At 37.2% G+C, this 22,424-nt stretch carries 22 protein-coding genes and 1 pseudogene; 15 read left to right on the top strand and 8 right to left on the bottom strand.

Annotation, left to right across the window (positions count from 1 at the left end):
• Positions 1-468: 468 nt before the first annotated feature.
• From GSQ84_RS27680 to GSQ84_RS28540, 3 genes and pseudogenes are all read right to left on the bottom strand, one after another.
• A complete protein-coding gene (locus GSQ84_RS27680; RefSeq protein ID WP_371416441.1) occupies positions 469-1,374 on the bottom strand; it encodes a helix-turn-helix domain-containing protein in 906 nt (301 codons plus the stop codon).
• A gap of 20 nt (positions 1,375-1,394) precedes the next feature.
• Complete coding sequence (locus GSQ84_RS27675) at positions 1,395-2,306, bottom strand: SDR family oxidoreductase (RefSeq protein ID WP_158800637.1); 912 nt, start codon at positions 2,304-2,306, stop codon at positions 1,395-1,397.
• A gap of 414 nt (positions 2,307-2,720) precedes the next feature.
• Positions 2,721-3,035 (bottom strand): annotated as a pseudogene (locus GSQ84_RS28540) (transposase family protein).
• A 1,285-nt stretch (positions 3,036-4,320) separates the two neighbouring features.
• On the opposite strand from GSQ84_RS28540, the gene GSQ84_RS27660 reads away from it, so the two are divergent.
• From GSQ84_RS27660 to GSQ84_RS27645, 4 genes are all read left to right on the top strand, one after another.
• Positions 4,321-5,547, top strand: a complete 1,227-nt coding sequence (locus GSQ84_RS27660) for a hypothetical protein (RefSeq protein ID WP_158800635.1) — start codon at positions 4,321-4,323, stop codon at positions 5,545-5,547.
• A 71-nt stretch (positions 5,548-5,618) separates the two neighbouring features.
• Positions 5,619-5,858 (top strand): hypothetical protein, encoded by a 240-nt coding sequence (locus GSQ84_RS27655; protein WP_158800634.1) that lies wholly within the window; start codon positions 5,619-5,621, stop codon positions 5,856-5,858.
• 376 nt (positions 5,859-6,234) lie between these two features.
• A complete protein-coding gene (locus GSQ84_RS27650) occupies positions 6,235-6,837 on the top strand; it encodes a hypothetical protein (protein ID WP_158800633.1) in 603 nt (200 codons plus the stop codon).
• 14 nt (positions 6,838-6,851) lie between these two features.
• Positions 6,852-7,358, top strand: coding sequence for a hypothetical protein (locus tag GSQ84_RS27645; RefSeq protein WP_158800632.1), 507 nt, complete (start codon positions 6,852-6,854; stop codon positions 7,356-7,358).
• Between the two features lie 50 nt (positions 7,359-7,408).
• Here GSQ84_RS27645 and GSQ84_RS27640 read toward each other — a convergent pair whose 3' ends face one another.
• Together GSQ84_RS27640 and dinB are read right to left on the bottom strand one after the other, a co-directional pair.
• Positions 7,409-10,459: a DNA polymerase III subunit alpha gene (locus tag GSQ84_RS27640; RefSeq protein WP_158800631.1), complete on the bottom strand. Its 3,051-nt coding sequence runs from the start codon at positions 10,457-10,459 to the stop codon at positions 7,409-7,411.
• On the bottom strand, positions 10,431-11,618 hold the full coding sequence (gene dinB, locus GSQ84_RS27635; RefSeq protein WP_158800630.1) for a DNA polymerase IV: 1,188 nt from the start codon (positions 11,616-11,618) through the stop codon (positions 10,431-10,433). Before dinB ends, GSQ84_RS27640 begins: the two co-directional genes overlap by 29 nt.
• A gap of 238 nt (positions 11,619-11,856) precedes the next feature.
• Between dinB and GSQ84_RS27630 the strand changes: the two genes are divergently transcribed.
• The 11 genes from GSQ84_RS27630 (at position 11,857) to GSQ84_RS27580 (ending at position 20,424) form a co-directional block, all read left to right on the top strand.
• The gene (locus GSQ84_RS27630; protein WP_158800629.1) at positions 11,857-12,171 is read left to right on the top strand and encodes a helix-turn-helix domain-containing protein; all 315 of its coding nucleotides are present in this window, start codon (positions 11,857-11,859) and stop codon (positions 12,169-12,171) included.
• A 129-nt stretch (positions 12,172-12,300) separates the two neighbouring features.
• Positions 12,301-12,453 (top strand): hypothetical protein, encoded by a 153-nt coding sequence (locus GSQ84_RS27980; protein WP_216849056.1) that lies wholly within the window; start codon positions 12,301-12,303, stop codon positions 12,451-12,453.
• A 475-nt stretch (positions 12,454-12,928) separates the two neighbouring features.
• Complete coding sequence (locus GSQ84_RS27620) at positions 12,929-13,723, top strand: hypothetical protein (RefSeq protein WP_158800627.1); 795 nt, start codon at positions 12,929-12,931, stop codon at positions 13,721-13,723.
• A 161-nt stretch (positions 13,724-13,884) separates the two neighbouring features.
• Positions 13,885-14,544: a DUF6266 family protein gene (locus tag GSQ84_RS27615; protein WP_158800626.1), complete on the top strand. Its 660-nt coding sequence runs from the start codon at positions 13,885-13,887 to the stop codon at positions 14,542-14,544.
• Positions 14,545-14,626: 82 nt separating this feature from the next.
• Entirely contained in the window at positions 14,627-15,022 is a 396-nt protein-coding gene (locus GSQ84_RS27610; RefSeq protein ID WP_158800625.1) for a hypothetical protein, read from the top strand.
• A 38-nt stretch (positions 15,023-15,060) separates the two neighbouring features.
• On the top strand, positions 15,061-15,504 hold the full coding sequence (locus GSQ84_RS27605) for a peptidoglycan-binding protein (protein ID WP_158800624.1): 444 nt from the start codon (positions 15,061-15,063) through the stop codon (positions 15,502-15,504).
• 29 nt (positions 15,505-15,533) lie between these two features.
• The gene (locus GSQ84_RS27600) at positions 15,534-15,986 is read left to right on the top strand and encodes a hypothetical protein (protein ID WP_158800623.1); all 453 of its coding nucleotides are present in this window, start codon (positions 15,534-15,536) and stop codon (positions 15,984-15,986) included.
• Positions 15,987-16,234: 248 nt separating this feature from the next.
• Complete coding sequence (locus tag GSQ84_RS27595) at positions 16,235-17,656, top strand: aminotransferase class I/II-fold pyridoxal phosphate-dependent enzyme (protein WP_158800622.1); 1,422 nt, start codon at positions 16,235-16,237, stop codon at positions 17,654-17,656.
• A 77-nt stretch (positions 17,657-17,733) separates the two neighbouring features.
• Positions 17,734-17,994, top strand: coding sequence for a hypothetical protein (locus GSQ84_RS27590; RefSeq protein ID WP_158800621.1), 261 nt, complete (start codon positions 17,734-17,736; stop codon positions 17,992-17,994).
• A gap of 111 nt (positions 17,995-18,105) precedes the next feature.
• Positions 18,106-18,771 (top strand): hypothetical protein, encoded by a 666-nt coding sequence (locus GSQ84_RS27585; RefSeq protein WP_158800620.1) that lies wholly within the window; start codon positions 18,106-18,108, stop codon positions 18,769-18,771.
• 1,236 nt (positions 18,772-20,007) lie between these two features.
• Complete coding sequence (locus tag GSQ84_RS27580; RefSeq protein ID WP_158800619.1) at positions 20,008-20,424, top strand: HNH endonuclease; 417 nt, start codon at positions 20,008-20,010, stop codon at positions 20,422-20,424.
• A 326-nt stretch (positions 20,425-20,750) separates the two neighbouring features.
• On the opposite strand, the gene GSQ84_RS27575 is transcribed toward GSQ84_RS27580, so the two are convergent.
• The 3 genes from GSQ84_RS27575 to GSQ84_RS27565 form a co-directional block, all read right to left on the bottom strand.
• Entirely contained in the window at positions 20,751-20,888 is a 138-nt protein-coding gene (locus GSQ84_RS27575) for a hypothetical protein (RefSeq protein WP_158800618.1), read from the bottom strand.
• A gap of 360 nt (positions 20,889-21,248) precedes the next feature.
• Entirely contained in the window at positions 21,249-21,782 is a 534-nt protein-coding gene (locus tag GSQ84_RS27570) for a hypothetical protein (protein WP_158800617.1), read from the bottom strand.
• Positions 21,783-21,806: 24 nt separating this feature from the next.
• The coding region (locus GSQ84_RS27565) for a hypothetical protein (RefSeq protein WP_158800616.1) at positions 21,807-22,424 on the bottom strand (618 nt) is incomplete at its 5' end.

The following is a 22,424-nucleotide window of genomic DNA, read 5'->3' as shown; positions in this document are numbered from 1 at the left end:
TTAGCGGTATCTGTAAATGCGGTCAAATTATTCGAAGTATAAGCAACTCGTATGGTATGCCCTGCTGTAACAGTTAAACCCGTAGTGGAATTGCAACATTAGAGTGGACATTTAGTTAAGCGGCAATATTTTGTTTATTTAAGTTTTTACCAAATTCTTCCGGGGACAAGTTGCCAAGAATTAAGTATTTTATGATTGTAAATGCCAAAAGGAATAAAAAGATTAAAATTACCGCCTACGTTAGGGAAGGTGAAATAGTTGATCAGCTCAAGAAGAAATTCCTTTATAATCTTGCTAAAACGGCGTACAATAGTGAAAATTTCACCGGCAAAATCTAAAATACTCAGGCAAACAGTTCAGACGGCAAATTTCTGCATTCAGGACGTGAGTTGCCCTTGTCAGCCAATAAATTTTTGAGACTTATCCTAATTCAATTTTCTTTAAAGAATATTTAAACGGGAATTTCTGTTAATTGAATGCCCGCCGGAATGCCAGAGGCGTGATTCCGGTTTTGGCCTTAAACAACCGGCTGAAAGATTGCGGATGGTCGAAACCGAATTCATAAGAAATCTCACTTACAGATAATTCCGTATTAGCGATTTTTTCCTTCGCCTTTTCTATCATTTTGTCCTGAATATGCTGTTGCAAGTTACGGCCTGTCAATACACGAAGTAGGCTGCTTAAATAGTTGGCTGACAGATTGAGTTTTTCGGCCACGTACTGCACGGTCGGCAAGCCTTTTATGATCAGATCTGCATCATTAAAATAGCTTGTCAGGAAAGCTTCTAGCCGGTCAAGCATCTGGTGACTTTCAATTTTCCGGGTAAGGAACTGCCGGTGATAAAAGCGGTCGGCATAATTCAGCAAAGTTTCTACCTGCGAAATAATGATGTCCTGGCTAAATTTATCAATATTGGTAAAATATTCCATTTGAATCTGTTGCATCACACCGACAATAATGGCTTCTTCTTTTTCAGACAGGAACAATGCTTCGTTAACGGAATAATCAAAGTATTCGTAGCGTTTAATGGAACCTGCCAGGGATGTGCTCCATAAAAAATCAGGATGGACGTAGAGCGCCCAGCCTGACATTTGTTCTTCAGCAACTTCAGGCGGGATGAAAACTTGTCCGGGTGCTAAAAAAAACATAACTCCTTCCTTCACATCGTACTGCTCCTGCCCATAGGCGAATTTTCCGCCGGAGTTGTGTTTCAACGCGATGGCGTAAAAGTCAAATATCAAACTGGCTGGCTTTTTTTCAAAAGACCTTTTCACCGTTTCCACATTGATAACGCTGATCAGGGGGTGCTCCGGCCCGGGTAAGCCCAATAAACTATGCAGTTCTGTAATATTTTGAATGCGCGGTGGTTTCATTACGGACATCATCGGTATACTTATTTTTGATGGTAGGCAGCGGCAAATTCTTTTGCAAAATCTTTCAATTTTACTTTTCCAAGAACTGGCTTATTTTGATAATAATCTTTATAAATCAACCCGCTGTGGATACTTGCATTCATTTCGACAAAGCTTTCGGCCAGGCTCGGGTTCAACCCGGCGGCCTCCATTCTATTTAACGCTTGTTCACTATTGATTATTACCCATTTCAGATCAGGCATACCGATAGCTTCACCTAATATCCCCGCTGCTTCATTGCAACTCAATTCATCACTGGCTACATATCTAATTTTCAAGCCAGGGGCCGATGAGTTAAGTTCTTCAACAGCGGCCCGGGCGATATCTATCGGCGACACCCAGGAAACCATATCATCTTCGCCGTATACAGAGGCAATAATTCCTTTTGCTTTTATTGCATATATGAAATTAAGCAGCACCGTATAAAACCCCACCGGGCGCAAAAATGTAACTGAGATGTCGGGTGGAAGTTTTTTCAAGGTGTTCTCCGCCCTGGCATGTAAAGCGATCAGTCCGTTTTCTTTATCAGTGTATGCACCTACGCTGCTTAGATAAACTACATGCTTTATGCTTGACCGTTGAATGGCCTTCAGGTAGTGATTGGCAACAGTATCTGCCTGTTTCAATATGGTATCAGTTCCAATACCGTGATTGGATAAATCACTCCCCGGCGGAGCAATCATACAGTATACGGCATCTGCACCCTCAAACGCAGTGGTTAGAAAACCCAGATCTTCCATAGAACCTATCACTGGTCCAGCGCCCATTGCTTCGATTGTCTTTTGTTTTTTGGGATCACGGCTAATCACTATTACGTCGTGTCCTTGTTTTACCAGTTGCTCCGTCAATGGTTTGCTAACGTTTCCCAATGAACCTGTGATGATTATTTTCATGACTTTGATATTATCTTGCAAAGATCCGTCAACAATTTCCAAAGGAGCTAACCGGATCCTAGAAAGATGTAACACAATCCAAGGGTAATTACATCCGATAACGCTAACCTCACCAAACCGCAGAATTTAAAACCGATCTGACGAATTATGTAATCTATGGGTTCAGTTTATTAAAGATATCGCCGATCACTTTATCGTTTGCTGCCACCAAGGGTATGTGATATAGCTAAAGTGCTTTTTTTGATGGAGAATTTTTACAGGGAAATAATAAATTACAATAGATGAGAAAAAGCAACAAACAATTAAGGATAGATTTCATATGAGAAGTTAAATTTGTAACCCTCCCTTTTTTTGAACCGGTTTAGGAGGCGCGAATTCAAATTTATACATTTATTTTCATGCCAAGGTCCCATTCTACTCTATATTCCAAGGGGTTTTCCCTCCCAATGCCTCATATGGTCTCCGGGTATTATAATCCTTTAGCCATTCTTCTGTTAACGACTGTACTTATAGCACATCTTCAAATAAGTACGTATCCAAAATACTTTCTCTAAAGTTTCTGTTAGATCGTTCGATATACCCATTTTGCATTGGCCTTCCCGGTTGTGTATACTGAATTTTGATACCATTACTTTCGCACCAATTGCTAAGTTTCTTACTGCTAAATTCCGTCTCATTATCTACATGGATACATTTCCTGTGTGGGTGACAGATTATAATTCGGCTCAAAAGGAGAAGGTAACTTAACCTGATACGCTTTCAGTAAATCCTTTTCTTTCTTGGTTAGGGTGTAACGTGCGCACATATTTTTCAGATTAATTGATGAGCAGTAAATAAGCAGGGATTAAATTATTTGTTGCAACCCATGTGCCATACGTGATTTTATATTTGTAAGAGGTAGGAATTGTTTGGATGAACATTTTTTTAATACTTAGCTTACCATACAGGTATCTTAATACTGTTAAAGATTTCTTTATTAGTATTAGTTGCAGCACTATGGCTTATAATTTATCCTGATTAGCCTGATCATAGCCACGAATTAACTGGCGATTTACCTTCACCAATTTATTTAATATGTATAAAAATTCTTTATTTCGATTTTAATTTTAAGTAAATATAAAATATGTTTTGTTTTTAGTTGGTAGTTCAGGTTATTTCGTATATTTGTATTGTAGTTCTTAAAGTAAGAGATTAATAGCTACTAATTATTGATTTGGTATTTTAAATCGAAGAAACTTTGCAAGGATAGACGTGAGACTCTAAAAAACGCGCAAAGTTACGGATGATAAAATGCCCAAATTCTTTATCTTTGTGCTGAGCTAAGTATCCTGCACAGGATAGGATATGGGCGCTCTCCGTATGCGCGTTTAGAGAACTTGTTCTCGCCTACTCACGAGGTATCCTTGCGTACGGGGAGCATCCATATCCTAGTTTGCTCCCCTTACAAGTTTCATTGCTGAAATGCCTTTAAAACTAAAGCAATGGAAAATAGAAATTTCAGCTTATTCTTTTTTAATCATTTAATAAATGCCCATAAGCATTTTACAGATCATCAAACTGTGCTGTTTGGCTTTACCAATTCCATTAAAAATATGGCTGTGAAGTTCTTTAAACCACCCGGCTGAACTTTTACCTGTTAACCTAATTTTTTAATAACCAATCATTTAAAAACAAGGATTTTATCCTAAAGGCCTTTCTATGTCCAAAATTTCGTTGAGGAAATAGGAGAGGGACAGCCAGCCCTTAAACCTGGTAAACTAAATATATACCACCATGCAAATTAACCCGATCCATTCATTTAAAAACATCATCAAACCACCAGACTGAAGATGAATGCACAAGCGGCCATACGAATTTAGGTTGGTTACTGGTAATACTTCGTGGCCGCTGTGCATTTTATTAACCCCTTCATTTATCTGCTTAGCCCTTCTAACCCATCCTTTAAATTTTAGCATTTCGAAATATGAAAGCAAAAAACCGCTTAATGGGCTTGTTATGCCTAAAAATATCGTTTATGAATGGAGCAATAGCTTTCCTCATTCTATTGAGTAATTCCTGTTTAAACCGCCCGGCAATGGCGCTATCAAGAAATGCTGCAAAGCTCATGATTATAGCAGCCCCTTTACATCAACCTGCTAAAAGGTTTATGCGTAATACCAAAACTAAACCACAAATTATTAACCCTAAAAAAAACAAACCGATGAAATCCACATTAAACCGAACTTCTAAACAAGCTTTACACAATGGAAGTGCAAAAGGCAATCAGGTTATCACTACATCGCCTGTAAAAAAGGATGTAGTATTTGAAGTTGTTTTAGAAGAGGGAATGACTTGCAGGCCTTTTCTAATTGTATATGAGAAAGGGATAGATGCCCGTGGTTTGCCAACTACCAAAAGAACAGTACAGTCTAAATCCAATACCGGCACCTCGTATATGTTCGAACTGAAAGATCAATCTAAGCCGTTATATTTCTCTTTATTGCTGACGGGTTATTTAATGGATATAACGATAGCCAGGGAATATCATTTTGAACCAGGGGACGATGTTAAAATAAACGTACATCAAACTGATGTCCCTAATATCTATGATCTTGATTTTTCGGGTCGTGGATCTGGAAAATATAGGTGCCAAAATGAATTTTTATATGCGGTGGAAACAGATACTGTAAAAGTGTTGCCGGAGTTCACAAAAGAAAATCAGTATAACAAAGACAACCAATTATTCAGGTATACCAACCTGCTTTATGATCTCATAGAGAAGTATCAGCCAGAAATGTCTGATTACTCTTATCACTTATTACATGCTGATGTGCTGGGGAATATGGGGAATTATCTTTTAACAAATCTGCAGGTTAAGCTGCATGAGCAGCTGTCAAAAAAAGATACGGCGGGCTTTAAAGTTTTAGCAAAGAGTTTTTCAGATCAATATCAATTTGACTTTGTGGGCAATATCCCGGATAGTGTGTTATTGGATTCTAAGGAATATGCGTTGTTTATGATCGAAAGGATAAAAACAAAAGTGCTAATTGATTTTGCAACGGTTAATTATGCCATTGTATATGAGAGAATTAAAAGAGTAGACAACGTAGCTTTAAGGGATAAAATGATCGCTGCCCTGTTTAAATATTATATCAGGTTGGAAGATGATAATGGATCAATGATAATCGATGCGATTTCCTTAGTGAAAGACAAGGGCAGTCTGGATACCTTAAAAACACTGATTAACTATCAAAAAGTTTAGGGGCATCGTCCTGCAAATGGCTCATTAAGGAAAATGCAAAAATGAATTAGTATCTATAAAATCAACCTATAATGGATCATAAAATTCCCGCTGTTATCCCAAATCCTGAATTTAACTTATTAGTTACTTATACCGATCCGGTGAAAGTTGCAACAATCGATAGCTATTACCAAAGTTTGTTTTCTAGTTTACTGTCATCCGAAAGATTGACAGAAGAAGAAAAAGAAGGACAGCGTGCCTTTTTATCCAATGAATGGGGAGAGAAACTTTTCCCATTTTTAAACTTTTGGAGTGTAAAAATATATGGATAGCAATGGTTATTATTATTAACAAAATTATAAAATGGCACCCATTTTAAACACGTAATAATAGCCCGTAATTTTGATTATCCTTATTTATTAAAGATAGTTTTACCTATGAAGAAGGTCACATTCAAATATGCTAGCTGTGCAATTATATTTTGGCAATTGACAGCCTTTTTGATACCCGTTTTACCACTTCCATTTTTTTATTTATACTTATTTTTCTGTTTTAGTTTTCATTTAATTTCCGGATTCTTACTGCGGCTAAATAGTTTTATTTGGACATTTACCGGGCTGTTACCATCGTTAATTTACGCTCATGCAAAAATATCCATTTGTTTATGAGTAATAAGCTACATAAATTTAAATTGAAATTTTCGTCTATATGGCAAATTTAGTAGGTAAAAGGAGTATTCTTTGGAAATATATATTGGCATTGTGTTCTATTGTAATTCTTTCAACGTCATTTAAACAGAGTGACGATCAAAAGATCTGGGATACCAATTCGCCCCTGACATGGGATGATTTCAAGGGGATGGAGAAAGATAAAAAATTCGATTCCGAAACAAAATCTAATACTTTTATTGGGGAGCCATATAAATATAAAAGATTAGGTAGTGATAGTAATTCTTATGTTTTTGAGTTTCAGGTAAGGAGCGTTATGGTTAGAAGCAAATCATGGGTAGATCCTGCATCTAAAACTCCGTCTCTATTGGCGCATGAGCAGTTACATTTTGATATATCAGAATACTTTGCGAGACAACTATTATTAGCATTTCGAAATGCCACTTATAGCCATAATTTCATAAATGAAATAAAAGACATCAGGCACAAGCTTAGTGTTCAGAGAACCACTATGGAGAATTTATATGATGAACAAACCGTTCATTCTCAAAATGCACATATGCAGTCTAAGTGGAATGTATATGTGCAATCATTACTGCAGACTAACGAAAGTTTGGAAAATGCGCTTAAAAAACTACCCTAATATTAAAATCTACTATGGAGAAAGATAAATATGTGTTCATACCTGCGGCAGGTTCACCAACAGTAAAAAAACTACGAAAGGTTACGTTCCTGTTTATTGGTGTCATGACTATTGGATGTGGTGCGGTTGCTATCTTTAGCAAACCCAAACCTTTTGATTTAGTGTTTATTTTCTTCGTTTATATCATCTTATGTTTATTCGTGACCGTAGCTAGATTTACAACCTTATATATTGCAGAGATCCGGATTGATCCTGTTGAAGGGATGCTGTACGCATCATATATGAATCACAAAGGTGAAATTGTTCCATCAAAGATTAATATTAAAGAAGCCAAATACAGTTATAGACTTCGTGTTACAAGAGGTTTCCAAGGGTATATTTTAACAATGAAAAACAATAAATCCAGATTGCGGATCGACGAGACCCAATCGCAAAATAAAGATCAAACTAATACGTTTTTTCGTAGTCAGTTAGACGAAATGAATCAAATCATTCTACAAATTAGAGGACAACTTGACTAATTTTATACTCGATAAAAAAATATAAAGTAATAAAATATTCTTCAGAAAAATCACATTTTATGCCTTGGCAGATTAATTTCCTGCGCTTGCGGATAAGGTGCCCTATTAGTCATGCTTATATCTTCACGAATATTCTGGTGAGTTTTGTACTGCCTTTCGTCAGAATTTGAAAACCTTGGATCCGCAATGAAAGGCATTTTTGCCATTTTTGTGATAGTAATAGTGGGGAAGTGGTAGTCTACTTCTACGTTACCGAGTAGCAAGTAACACCCTCCGCCCAGAAAGGGATAATGTTCAAGGCTCTTTGTAAAATGTGCAGTGTCAAATAATTCGCCAGCGGCATCGATCCAGGTGCCAAAATACATGGGGCCCATTTTTGTTGGCACATGCTTACGGGAGATCAGATAAGCAATCATTTTTACCTGTTTTTTTTGATGTTTAACCAGGTGTTTCGCCATTACATTACCACGATACTTTGTTTGTAAAAGTTCAAAAGGAGAACAGGAAACAGGGAAACTGAGCAGTTCGATTTCATCAAAAGCGTCTTCGAATACGGAACGTTCCAGCACAGGCATCTTGTAATCCTTAATTGGTTCCTGGATCAACATTAAATTGCGGTTCTCTGGCTTAAAATTTACCATGATCAGCCGGGCGATAACCAATAACTGGTTTTTTGTTTTACCGGTAAAGCGGAACGCACCAATAAAAATCAAAATCTGAATGCCTTCAATTCCGATAGTTACACGATTAATGAAATCTTCCAGAGATTGGTAACCACCGTTTTTATCTCGTTCTGTAATAATTTCCTGCGCAACTTTCGCCTGCAAACCTTCCAGTAACATAAAGCCCAAATACACGTCTACGCCATATAAATTGGTTTCGTAATCACTTTTATTGACGCAGGGGTTAAGAATGGTTGCGCCAGACATTCTTGCTTCGTGTATGTAAACTTCCGTTCGGTAAAAGCCGCCCTGGTTATTGATGACCGCAACCATAAATTCTACCGGGAAATGTACTTTTAAATATAAACTCTGATAACTTTCAACTGCGTAAGAAGCAGAGTGGGCTTTACAAAAAGAATATCCTGCAAAGGATTCGATTTGTCTGTAAATCTCCTCACTTAGTTTTAACGGATGTCCCTGTGCTGCACAGGAGACAAAAAAGTTATCTTTAACCTTTTGCAGTGCTGCCTTTGAACGTCCTTTTCCGCTCATGGCCCTGCGCAGGATATCTCCATCAGCTGCGGGAAGGCCGCCATAATGCAAGGCGATCTTAATCACATCTTCCTGGTAAACCATAATGCCATAAGTTTCACCCAGCTGTTCTTTAAAAACCGGATGAAAATATTCAAATTGGTCAGGGTAATTATGCCTGAATATATATTCTTTCATCATGCCACTCTGGGCTACACCAGGCCGGATGATGGAAGAAGCAGCTACCAAAACTTTGTAGTCGTTACACTTTAACCGCCGAAGCAGACCCCGCATGGCAGGACTTTCTATGTAAAAACAACCAATGGTGTTTCCTCTTTCCAGGTAGGTATTACATCTGGCTTCATTGATTGATATGGAATTATTCCTGATATCTACCCTTACGCCCTGGTTCTTTTGGATCAGCTTCACACTGTCGTCAATATGGCCGATACCCCGCTGACTCAGGATATCAAACTTCTCAAATCCAATTTCCTCTGCCACATGCATGTCGAACTGAACAATAGGAAAACCTTTTGGTGGCATTTCAAGCGTTGTAAAATTGGTGATGGGTTCTTCAGATATAATGATGCCGCAGGAGTGCATACTTCGCTGGTTTGGAAACTTTTCCAGCATTTCCCCATATTTATGCACCTGTTGCACCACAGAATTTTTATCATGTAAATTCATAGGGTTTATAGTTAGCGTGTCCAGCTCTTCCTTCGGTAATCCGAAAACTTTTCCTACTTCTCTTAGGATGGACTTATACTTGAATTCTACATTGGTACCGCAGAAGGCAACATGGTCATATCCATATCTGTTAAAAATATATTCTAAAATGGTGTCCCTTTCCTTCCACGACCAATCTATATCAAAATCGGGAGGGCTCTTGCGGTTCAGGTTTAAAAAGCGCTCAAAATACAGGTCCAGCTCCAGGGGGCATATGGCGGTAATGCCCAGGCAATAACTTACTATACTGTTCGCTCCGCTGCCCCGGCCAATATGAAGAAAACCCAAACTATTACTATACCTGATGATGTCCCAGGTGATCAAAAAGTAACCGCTGAATTCCAGTTCGTCAATTACTTTTAACTCTTTCTCTACCCGTGCTTTTGCTTCGGCATGGTTGCTGCCATATACCTTTTTTAATCCCTGATAGGCCAGACTGGTGAGCAGCTGCATATCACTTTTCTTATCCCTGGTATAAAACTTTCTGTTGCGGGGAGTTTCAAAATCAAAGTCGAAATTACACTCGCTGATCACTTTTTCCGTGTTCTGCAGAATTTGAGGGTAGTCTTTATATTTGTTAATGAGCCGATCCAGGGGCTGCATAAATTCTGTAGCTAGGCAATAATCATCTGCCGTCAGTTTGGAAAGGATTACATTGCGATCAATTGCCCGTAACACTTTATGCAGGTTATATTCTTTTTTCGTTCTAAAAGTGACCGGCTGAAGAACTACCATTTTTTCTATATAAAAAAACCATTTAGCATGATATAACAGTAACAACTGTTCTGGTTTTATACCCACATATTCATCAGGCTTTAAATCAAGCGGAATGTTTTCAACCGGATAGATGACAACAACATGCTCAAATAACGGAGCCTGTAAAGGTAAGGGAGTACCCTCAAAATTATGAGCGGTTAAGAAGCGGTTCATTTCTGCAAGCCCTTCTTTATTTTTCGCCAGTCCTATAAAATGGAGCCGATGATTGTACCTGAATTCCATACCTACCAGGGGCTTTATGCCGTAGGATTGGCAAGCCTTCATAAATTCATAAATGCCGGTAACGGTGTTAACATCAGTCAGCGCCATGGCTGTTACCTTGTTTTCGGCAGCTTGCTGTACCAGTTCCTGCAAAGGAATGGTGCCATAACGCAGGCTATGGTAGGAGTGGGAGTTGAGGTACATCTGATTTGGGTTTAGTTTTTAGCACTGCCCCCGCACAGCGGGCAATGGCATCTGAGCCGAAACGGATTTTCATCTTATCCATGGCTTGGTAAAGGGACATCAGTTCTACGGTGTCCTCAAAGATGTTGATCTGGTAGGTACCACGAACCAGCCCGCTGAACTGGATGCCAATTAATCGCAGGCGCATACGGCGCTGATATAATTTATCAAATAGTTCCATCACAACTTTGGTTAAGGTATGATCTGCTGAGGTATAGGGAATTTTTGCCTGCCTGGTTTCGGTGTCAAAGTTGGCGTAACGTATCTTTACGGTAACGGTAGAAGTGAGCCATTCTTCAGCACGGAGCTGAAAGGCTAATTTTTCAATCATGCCTACAATCATGGATTTTAATTTCGGGATATCTATCGTGTCTTTGTCAAAGGTGTGTTCTTTGGATATGGATTTTCTTTCCCTGTAAGGCTCTACAGGAACATTGTCTATTCCGTTTGCTTTTTTCCATAGATCGAGCCCATTTTTGCCGATCATTTGCTGCAAAATCTCAGCAGGCATTTCGGATAAAGTTTGAATGTTTCTAATACCAATACGGGATAACAGGTTGAAGGTAACCTCTCCCAGCATCGGAATTTTCTTAATGGACAAAGGGTTTAAAAAGGATTGTACCTTGGGCTGGGGTACTTGCAGGTTTCCCCTTGGCTTACCTTCGCCAGTTGCGATTTTAGACACCGTTTTATTTACGGAAAGAGCAAAGCTAATGGGCAATCCTGTTTCTTTGGTAACAGATTGAGAAAGCTCGTTAGTCCATGAATAAGCGCCATAAAACTTATCCATACCGGTAATGTCAAGATAGAATTCATCAATACTAGCTTTTTCCATTACCGGGGCTTTTGCTTCAATTACACTGGTTACCGTATGTGACAGTCTTGAATACAAATCCATATCTCCTTTAATAACTTTTGCTTGCGGGCAGAGACGCATAGCCATTTTTATAGGCATGGCGGAGTGTACACCAAAAACGCGCGCTTCATAAGAACATGAAGCGACTACCCCACGGTCTCCACCGCCTATAATCAGCGGTATTCCATCTAGCTGCGAGTTAGTCAGTCTTTCACACGATACAAAAAATGTATCCAAATCCATGTGGACAATTGCTCTTTCCATAAGTCAAATAGGTAAATACCTTGCAAAAGTACATTTGGAATTGACATTTTCAGCAGATCGATTGCTATAAATATTAGCATTTTATAGTTATTTTAAGCATTGTAGTTTTGTGGGTAAAAATATGCATCGTATATAACTCGTACATATTCAGTATTTTATTATAATATTTTGAAAATTCATTTAAAATACTATAATTTTTAGCAAAATTTATTATGTTTGCTGCTGTAAATATTAGCCAATGTCCATCTTGTCAGAAAACTTAAGGTACTTAAGGGCAGATAAAAATATCTCCCAGCGTAATCTTGCAAATGAACTGATCATTAGCCGGGGTCGTTATTCAAAATATGAGGAAGGTAAATCTGAACCTCCTTTAGAAATTTTACAACGCATTTCCCGTTTTTTTCAGGTGAGTATTGACCTGATGATCTCCGCAGACCTGCGGTTATTTAGCGTGGCAGACCTGGTAAAAATAGATGAATACAAACGCCTGGTTTTTATACCCGGAAGCAGGGATGAATCCATGAAAATCAACCCCCTAACAGAGAACTTATAACCTGTTGCTAAAACATTTTAATTTAATATTTTCATGATGGAAATTGAAAGATCACCTTCCTTTACTATAAAGATTGCCAACGATTTTCCTTTACAGATTACTCCGCTCAGATGGAATAAAGCGGGTGATATGATATACGAAGTTTCCTCTGAGAGCAAGGTTCATGGGCGTATATTCCCTACAGTTGGCGAAGGCCCTTTTATAGTTTGGGCTACGCATGATGATATAGAGTTACAATTTGTAGATCAGATTGGTGCTGCGATTGAGTGGCATGATAATTAAAACCGTTGGTTTTAGCTAATCACTACCCGGTAGCGTGCCTGACCTTGCTTTGAACCACTCCGTATTGATTCCACTGACCTACCACTAAAACTTCGGCAAGTTTAACTAGTTCATCACTACGGACTCTCCACTTACTCACACGGACTCGGTGTGGACGCTAACAAAGCCATTCCCCTGCATTCCCTGAATAACTACTCGTTAGCATATATCCCATATTTTTTCTCTGAAACTAAGCGTTGTCAATACCGATTTTGGAAAATTAGACAATGGCCTTATCTATCAAATTTTATCCAAACCAAATAAAATTTGGTTTCGTTAAGGGAACTTGGCACAAAGGCCGAAAAAAATCGATCGGAAATTATCGGAAATTGTCGGAAATTGTCGGAAATTGTCGGAAAAAGTGTAGAGCCACAGCCTGTTATGTTGTTTTTTTTCAAATAGCGATTATACATTTGAAGAAAAAAAACATAAAATTATGGCAAGAAAAGATGGTAATTTTTTACGCGGCGCACTAGGTCCGTACGTGTATAGGGTAGTTAGAGGAAAACAGGTTGTTTCAATGAGACCAGTTCGTGGTAAGATGAAACAAACACCGAAAACAAAAAAATCAAACCAGGCATTTGGTTTAGCGACTATGATTGGCCGTTATTTAAGGGAATCCGTAATTAATGGCATTAATGGCTATTCAGACGATGAGATGAATAACCGGCTAACAACTTTGCTTGTTCAATCCCTGGCTGAAAGTCGTGATCCCCAAACAGGATCTTATGCCTTCCTGGAAGACAGCTTTTCCACTCTGGAAGGGTTTGAGTTTAATAGAAATTCAAAACTAAGTAACCAGATGGCTTCTGAGCCTGCTGTGGCTATCAATAATGGTATCTTAACGGTTACTATCCCTCAAAACCAAATCGATTTTACATTTAAATTTCCACGCAACACATTTGTATGTAGGATAGTAGTATATGTATCACTTTTCAGACCTGAAGATTGGTTCACTACTAAAAATGTAGAAAGCCAGACAGTAATGATTACCAGAAATAAGCCAGTTATGGAGGAGCAGAAATTTACGTTTGCTATACCAGATGGCTGCCTGTGTTTGGTAAGTACTTTTCTTCAATATGCAAATTACGGGCCGGAGGATATGGTATTCATCAACAATCAAAAGTTTAATCCTGGACAAATCTGCGCTGCTTTTATCACTCCTGGTGTTTTTCAGGATGACGAACGCCTCTGGATAAAAATGGAAAAAATATTCCGGCCAGAAAAGTAACGGCCTTCAAAACATTTGCCTGATAAGGGGCAGATATAATTAATTCAATTATTCACCATTAAATTAAGAAATATGAGAAAAAAAGAGTGATCAATCTGAAAAATCAGATAAAAACAAAAAAGACTAATTAATCAATTATTTACAATTTAAAAATTCACAAAATGGCAACAACAGAAAATGGGCTCTTACGCGGACTTCGCGGTTCGGTAGGACCAGTGGTAGTATCTAATGGAGATGGCGTATCCATCGTAAGGATCAAACCTAAAAAAACAACAAAAGCACCACAACAATCGCAGATTGATCAGCGTGCAAATTTTAAAATGGTATCTGATTTTGTAACCCAACATCAGAAACTTCTTAAAATTGGTTTTCAGGCTTACCAAGGTGCTGTAAAACCGTTAAACGCTGTATCTTCTTACCTGTTAAAAAATGCGATTATTGGTACATCACCAAATTACGAATTTGATTTCACTAAAGTGAAGCTGAGCAAAGACGGAGGTGGCCTGTTGCAAGAGTTTTACGCTTCAGCTGCAGTTGCTACAGGTAGTGTTCTGAATATAACCTGGGATCCTAAAGGTTTATATAACGACGCAGATTTGATCGAGCGCAATTTAGACTCGGCATATGTGATGGCCTATGATGAAGTAAAGGGCGTTTCTGTTCAATTGTTAGATGGCCCTACCAGGGATAAAGGTGAACTTTCGTTCCGTATGCCACGCGCATTTATAGGAGATAAAACACATGTTTATTTCTTCTTTGTATCCGTTGACGGAAAAGTATCCAATACGCAATACCTGGGTAGTGTAGTACCATTAACCTAATGTTGAAGATCGCCCGGCCGTACTTAACCAAGTACGCCGGGCATCTTTTACCATTTAATTATTCGTTTTAAAAATTACAATTATGATAGCTAAAGTTTTAAAATTCCCCGAAATTACAAAGGAAGAATCCAAAGAACTCAAGTGGTTCAAAGTGCTACAACCGGAAATTCTATTCCTTGTTTTAGTATTGATCTGGTTCCTGATGCCCTTTTTGTTGCATTTTCTGGATCCAACTGCAGGTGATATAGACCAGAGTCACTGGTTTTTGATCCTATTAGGCCTGATCACCTTTCTCATCCTGTTGTCTATCTGTAGCTGGCTCTTCAGGCATTTTTGGGAAAAGATTGGCCTGCCCGAAATTAAAACTATCCTTTTAAAATTCAATTATTTAACGCCATGGCAACAATTAAACTTTTTATCGGTCTCCTTTTTTTTACTCTTATTAGCAGCAGTGGGCTGTTTAATAGGTATTTGCTAAAAAGGTTTTATTTATCAGATCTGCATAACGATGTCCGTATGGCTTTAGTAAGTGTTGCCAGTCGCGAAGTTGGAGTGAGGGAACTCACGCAACACAATGATGGCAAAAGGGTAGAAGAATATCTGGCGCTTACCCATTTAAAAAAGGGAAATCCCTGGTGTGCAAGTTTTGTGAGTTTTGTATTTGCCCAATGTGGTTATAGTAAACCCCGAAGCGCCTGGTGCCCTGATCTGTTTCCTGATTCCCGCTTAGCGACATCGGCACTGCCGGGAGATATCATGGGGATATATTTCCCTGAAAAAAAGCGCATTGCCCACGTCGGCCTGGTGATCCATCAATTGGGCAGCTGGGTAACTACCTGTGAAGGAAATACCGATGTGGCGGGAAGTAGGGAAGGAGATGGTGTTTACAAGAAGCTTAGACATATTAAAACGATCCACAGCATTTCCGATTGGGTTTCAGAAAGGAGGAAAGTACCATGAGATATTGTATGATAACACTTCTTTCATTAATGTTGACGAGCTGCGCACTTTTAAAACGCAACTCCCGAACATCAAATAAAACGGAGCAGGAAACCAATAGTGTAACCCGGCTAGCTACCACTTCTGAAATAAAAAATATAACCAATGCCAATGAAGTAGTATACCAAAAAGATTCTATACAGGCAGGTTATAGTATTTGGTTTTGGCCCAAAGGAAAATTCTCTTTTTTGCCAACAGGTGGTGTTACCGGAGAGTTTGACAGCGTATTGTTAAAAGGCAACCTGCAACAAATTCGAAAATCAACACAAACAGTAGCAGTTCAGCAAGCGCAAAAAGAAAATACCCAGGCTACGGGCTTAGCTAATAGTAGGAGCAGCGCTACCACTAAGGAGACCGTGAGACAAAGTATTCCGGAGGTGAAACTGATTGTAATTGGGTTCATTGTATTGGCTTTGTTACTGATTTATATATTTAGAAGGTAACATTAATCCAAAAAATAACATTTTTTTTTCGAAATTCTAATGAAAAAAACTTTTTATCTGCGTTGAAAAGTTCAATCGGATTTTAGGACAAATATTCATTTTTAATATCTTCAGACCAATTTTGTTATTATGTTATCTTATAAATAATAGAGGGAAAGTAAAAATATTTCATCAGGGAAAACAATTTAAGTTTTATACCTTAAAAATCTTTGTAAATTTACCTAACAATCTTATTAACGTTTTTACCATTGATACGACTAACCAAATATTTAGAGAAAATTCTTTACAAGGAATTTAAGGAAGGGGACAGGAAACACGAAGTGATTGCCAGTGCTTTTGTTGAGGCTGTGTTTACAGGTAAAATAGAACTTGGCATCACACTCCCTACGCAAAGTTTCTTCATAGATTTTTATGGGGTTAGCCATCTTGTTATTGAGGCAGCCTGGAAGATGATGAAGGAAGAGTACAAAATTATTGTCACCAACAAGAGCGGCGGGACAAATATTGTGGAAAAATTGCCTGGGAAGAAATTGAATGGTAGTGTTAAAGTTCAGGAACGGGATTATCAGCGTACTATGCTTAACAGGCATATCATACCTGAAAAAGATTTATATGCCGGCAGTTTTAGTTCGGATTTGATAAAAAGTTATAGAAAATTCAGGGATCTGACTGATGATGAAATCAATAAAAAAATATTGCCTGAATTAGTTTCGTACTTTCGGTCTGAGATAAATTTTAAACTTGGCACATCTTATACAGAGAAAGATGTTTGCTATTTCGGGGATTATCATTACGCAATCTCTTCTATTTGCAGGACTTATTTGACTGCTGAAGAGGTGTTTATCATTATCTCACCTGCTCCTGATCAAATCAAAGAGGTGATTATAGAAGCAAAAAAGGAAGTTTTGGTGTTGCCATCGAATTCTTCGGATGTTCCAATTGCTGAAATTGAAAGGATTTGTAATGAAAAGAGTACAGGTATAGTTTATGTAGCTTCCGGGCCGGGATCGAAAACAAAAGAACTGATCAGCGCTGAAAAAATGGAGCAGCTGATCAGTTTGCAAAAATCATATGGCTTTGCCATCATTTTTGATGACAGATATCCTGAGTTAGATGGTGCAGGGAATTTAAGTAGCGTTGATATTTCAGGTTATGATTCGGTTTTCTATTTGTCTCCGGTTGGCAGAAGAAATCTGATGGTCTATAATATTATCTTGATTGCAGCAAATAAAAAAGCATTAGCTAAAATCAAACCCCAATTGAATAGAATGTCTCATTTAATGGAAATCCAAACAGCTTATGTTTTGCTGGATTTGGCGAGGCAACGTAATCTATTATTCGCTCATGAGGTCAAAGCCTATAAAGATCTGAAGAGCGCTTATCAAATAACAGTAAGCGAATTACTAAAAACTGGCTTATGGAAACAAGAGGGGTTTTCATTTAGCGGAAATGGATTTATTTACCTGGAGCCAATTTCCGGCAAATTTTTGCCTGATGTTTTTAAAGAATTGCAAAAAAATCATATTTACGTTTTTAACCCCTCACGTTTTGTAAGTGATATTCCAAATAATAATAGGATTTATATAAGTATTCCAACAGATAAAAGCGAGAAGCAACTAGTTCAGATTATGCAGAAACTTCACAACATTTTAATAACCATGATTGGCTGATATGCAGGGCTTAAGGTGACTTTGACTCTCAGATTTGCTCATTTAATTTTTTCATTTAAAACCTAAACTTAACATATATGAGAAAACTAGAACAGACCCCCATTGACAAATTGATTCAAAAGTTAGCTGAATCAAAAAACATCCAGATTAATCTCGCCCTACTTGGAGATCTGGTCACCAAGCCCTTGCTTAGTAATACAAATACAGCAAAATTGTTTTTATCAGATGTACGTACAATTTATAACTGGAGACTGAAAGAAGGACTGGTATCAAAACAAATCAGATCCAGACATTTTTATCTTTGGGATGATATTTTATCCTTCCTGGATAGAACGTAATAAAATTAGGGCTGGTTAAAACACAGCTAAAGATCAACACACACACCTGCAATTGCCCGGTGAGTAATGTCCCGGGCTTTTGTTTTCTAAAATTAGAAAGGAAAAAATGTTATGTACAAAAGGATTAGTAAAAAGATAAAATTTAAAGAGGTAGAATACGTACCTCTAATTGTTGAAATCACCAGATTAATATATTTTAATTATTTGTGGCTATTGATGGATATTTCAATGGAAGGCGAGTTTGCTGAGCTCAAACCAATAGTAAAGACGTTTACTTTAGATGATGAAATGTTAGAATTGCTGTGGAGTTCAGATGATGAGGTGGTTAAACTTACCGTAGATTGTTTGAAAGATATGGATATGAAGTTGTCCACCTTCTGTAATTTCAGCAAGTTTGATGTTGAGATGGATATTATCCCTGAAAGTGTAATGAAACGGGCACACAGAATCTTTAATTTTCTGGCTTATGAAAAATATGCCCCGAATTACCGTTTATATTTAAGGGTTCTAAAATATTATACCATTTCTATTAGCCATTTACTATACTGGTTAAAGAGAATGTTATGTACAGGCCTTGTTGATGTTCCCTCCATTAGAGCAGAGTTTGGCAGAGATTCAAGACGATGGAAATTTTGTAATCCTTCACTAGCGGCTTTAATAGATTATGGAAAACTTGAAATGGACTTCATAAATAATCTCGTAGCTATTCTTCAGCGTTATAGTCTTCAATTGGATGATCTGATTAAGAAAAATAAACTTAAAAGCCAGTTCTCATAACATTCTTATTTCTAAAATATGAATCAATGATACTGCTATTTACAGACACCGCAGGTTCCGCCATCTTTTTTACAATGTTTGCAATATTTGCAGTTCTTACAGGCCCTGCAGCTTTTGCTGCCGGTACAGGTGGCCATTGTTTTTGAAGGTATATGATTACCTATGGTAGTGAGTATGATAGCTGTTAGAATGATTAGATGTCTCATAGCTGATATCTTTTGATATGGTAATGTAAGATTAATTGTTCTTTAAACAAAATGCTTTAAAGCCGTTACTTGTTCAAAAGATGAATAGGTAACGGTTTTATCAGTTTATAGCGGGTTGATTAGCTGTTTACAATTATGAATTTATATTGTTAAATTTGATATTCTTTGAAGAAACTCAAAAAATATAGCCGGTTCGAATCCGGCACTGTGTACCAAGCCGGAGTTAGTTCTAATTTTAGTTCTAACTCCGGTTTTTTATGTCATAACTTCTTGTTAATCTGGTAAATAATTTCGGCTGCAAGATTGGCTTGAATGGTTCTAAGAATGCTAAATTACATATCATGCCACTCAATTGAACGACCTATTTGATCGAGTAACTCGTTGGTATTAAGATCTGTAATACACCAAATTAGTCCAGAATCATCTATTTCTGGAAACGCTTCTCCAATTTTGATTTCTTTATTAAGATGGCATAACGTCCCCCTTCACTAAAAAGGTAGTACTCTCCACTGCTTTGCTTGATCTCCAAGGGCAATTGTAATGTCATAAGTTTCCATTTCTTCCATATATTAGTAATGTTCTAATACTCAAAATTGTTCACCATTATGTACTTAGATTGGAAGCAAGCAGAAAAATTAATCATAACTAATGTATTTCGAGGTCTATCTCTAAATCCAAGTTATAAATATGGAAGGAAAATTATACTGTCACCTCCTTATAAATGTAGAATAAAACACTTTAAGGGAGTAGAAGGATATCATGTACAAATTGGTAAAAATAAATTTATTGATGTACCCATACTAATGTTAGAGGATCTTTATTCAGAATCTATAAAAAGCAAGGGTGAGTACAGTCTCTTGATCTTTCGCAAACTTTATCCTTCACTTTCTAAAAATTCCCCATGTTATATTCATACGGTTGGCAAACTTTTTGAGATTTCTGGTTTGGCGATTCGATCAGGTCGGAGTAGCTACTGGATAAAAAACTATTTGAATTGACCGAATAATTGTAAATTATTGTACAGTAAGGTATGAAGTGCTATAGTTGTAATAACGATGCTGGTTCATTAGAGCATGTAATAAACAATAGTATAGGTGGAGAAATAAAATCCAGAGATCTATTGTGCAATAAATGTAATATTGAATTCGGGGCAACTATTGATACTGAATTAGATAAGAGAATAGGATATGTTGGAGATTTACTTGGAATTGGAAAAGATCGTGGAAAAAGTGCACCTATTATTATCATGAAATCTGATTCGGGGCTGATAAAGCATGTCGGGCCGTTTATGAAGCCACTGTTTAAGTTTACATTTCCTGCTGGAGGAGGAATTAGAGAACAATTTGTACCTGAAGAGAAATCTGCAAAATTCATTAAAAAAAACAAGCAGAGCTTGCCGTTCGATTCCGGCGACTTCTTTGAGATAGAAACCATCGGCCTTAGTTGATATGAATAGGTTTAAGAAAAAACAACCCCCCCCTAAATCATATGATTTAAGGGGGGGGGTGTTTTTAATGTGTATTGGTCGGGGTGGCAGGAAGATTTTCCTACCGCTTAATGTGTTGATTATATTTGAGTTATAAAGTTATTACAGGTTTAGGTAACCAAAAAGGTCTCATATTATTTGATTCCATTTATATCGGATTCCGTCGTCAAAACACTATATAACAGATATTCAATGAACTTTGAGTTAGTCAAAATAGCAATTTATCTGATGGATTCCAAATTTTTCAGTGTAAATTTTATTGAAGTTTTCCCACCTATTATAAGTCATTAATCATAACTGTTTTGCTGCCGGCCATTATCAAGACCTTTTCCTGTTAGCTGGCCAATTTCATTGTAGCTATAGTTAGCCAATAGCACTTCCGCGTCCGTATTGATCTGTTCATAGTCATTTAACCTCCTGCCCATATGATCATAGGTACACCGGGTAGCAATAGTGGTATTTCCGCCAGCTACATTGTGATGAATACGAGTGCTGGCCAGCGGCGCATTTTCGAAGTTATAACTGTAACTGATCTACTGATCTCATCATAATTGCCGGTGTTAACAGCGCCCGATTGGTAGTGCTGCTGGTAAACTTTTAACAGTCTTCCTAAAGTCTTCCTTTATCATCATAGTAGTTAAACGTTAGCAACATAGTACTTGTTCCTAGTACCAATGTTTTTGTACCAGTTAATAGCCCCCTCGTATTTAAGCTGCCCGCTGGATGCAGGTAAGTAGTATGCCGGAAATTTAAATTAAATTTAACACCTATATATATGAACTAAATTAACAACCGCATTGACCGATAAAATTTTTCTTTATTAATAAAGATCCGTTTTTTAATAGAGTGAGATCTCCTTTAATCGAAAAATTTTCCTCACTAATATTCTTTTTTGTTTCAAAATTAATTTTCAAATTATAAACTCCATTAGAGTACAAATAAAAAACTTTATCTTTATAGTCAATAAGATCAAATTTTTCCAATTTCCTATTCAATAAAACATAGCCTGTTTTTGCAAAATTATTTACGAAAATATATTTCCCTTTTTTCTCATCTAATTTAGATAAATAGAAGAAACAAACACATCCATCTATATCTCGAGGAAGGTCTGTAAATGTGCCTAACTTAACATCAATCGTTTGTTTCTTATTTCGTTGCGAGTTATTTGTATATGGGGTTTGCTTTGATTCTCCAATAACTTTAATTGGCTGAACCTTTCTTTGATTTGAAGTACTAGCTTCTTTATTGTCCCAGAATAAAGGATTATAACCATATGATAAAACGCTGAACATTATTAATGTTAAAAAAAAATTATTCATAAATTGTCTCTTTATTAGTTTAAATTATTGTGGAATGGATATATGTATATGATTCTGATGTTGTTGTTTTACATATGGCCAGTAAGTTGATTTGCCATCAACCATTCTTTCATCATTTACGGGTCCATAATTTTCTAACCAACCAGGTGTGAACTGAATTACGTCCTGAAAATCAGAAATAACACTATAAATAGAACTATGTTGGTTATTAGAAATATGTACACCATTAATATAATTAATGTCAAATGCTCCTCCATATCTATGTGCCGATTTTAACGCATTAGTCGGATGATTTGTTGTACTTGATATATTTATTGAATTGACGCCTACTTCATTATGCTCTTTTTGCATGAGGGTTGAAAAATACTTTTCTAATTTTGGATCAACTAATCGATTAGCTCCTGGATCAAAGGTAACACTTACGAAGGAACTATTTAAGTTAACTCCTTCAGAGTTAACTGACGAATTACCTGATCCATTACCCCCTCCGAGGCCTGCTTGATTCAATGCTTCACTTTGAGATTTAGAAATTTGATTTCCAGCGTCCTGGTAAGCGTTATCACTATTACCGTATACTGTAACTCCTGGCAATGATAATTCAAAATTTGCTGTAATATAACTAGAAATTTCATTTGTAGTTGC

This window comes from Pedobacter sp. L105, assembly GCF_009765875.1.
In the GTDB taxonomy this organism is placed as follows: Bacteria; Bacteroidota; Bacteroidia; order Sphingobacteriales; family Sphingobacteriaceae; genus Pedobacter.
This window is presented reverse-complemented; position numbering and strand designations above follow the sequence as displayed.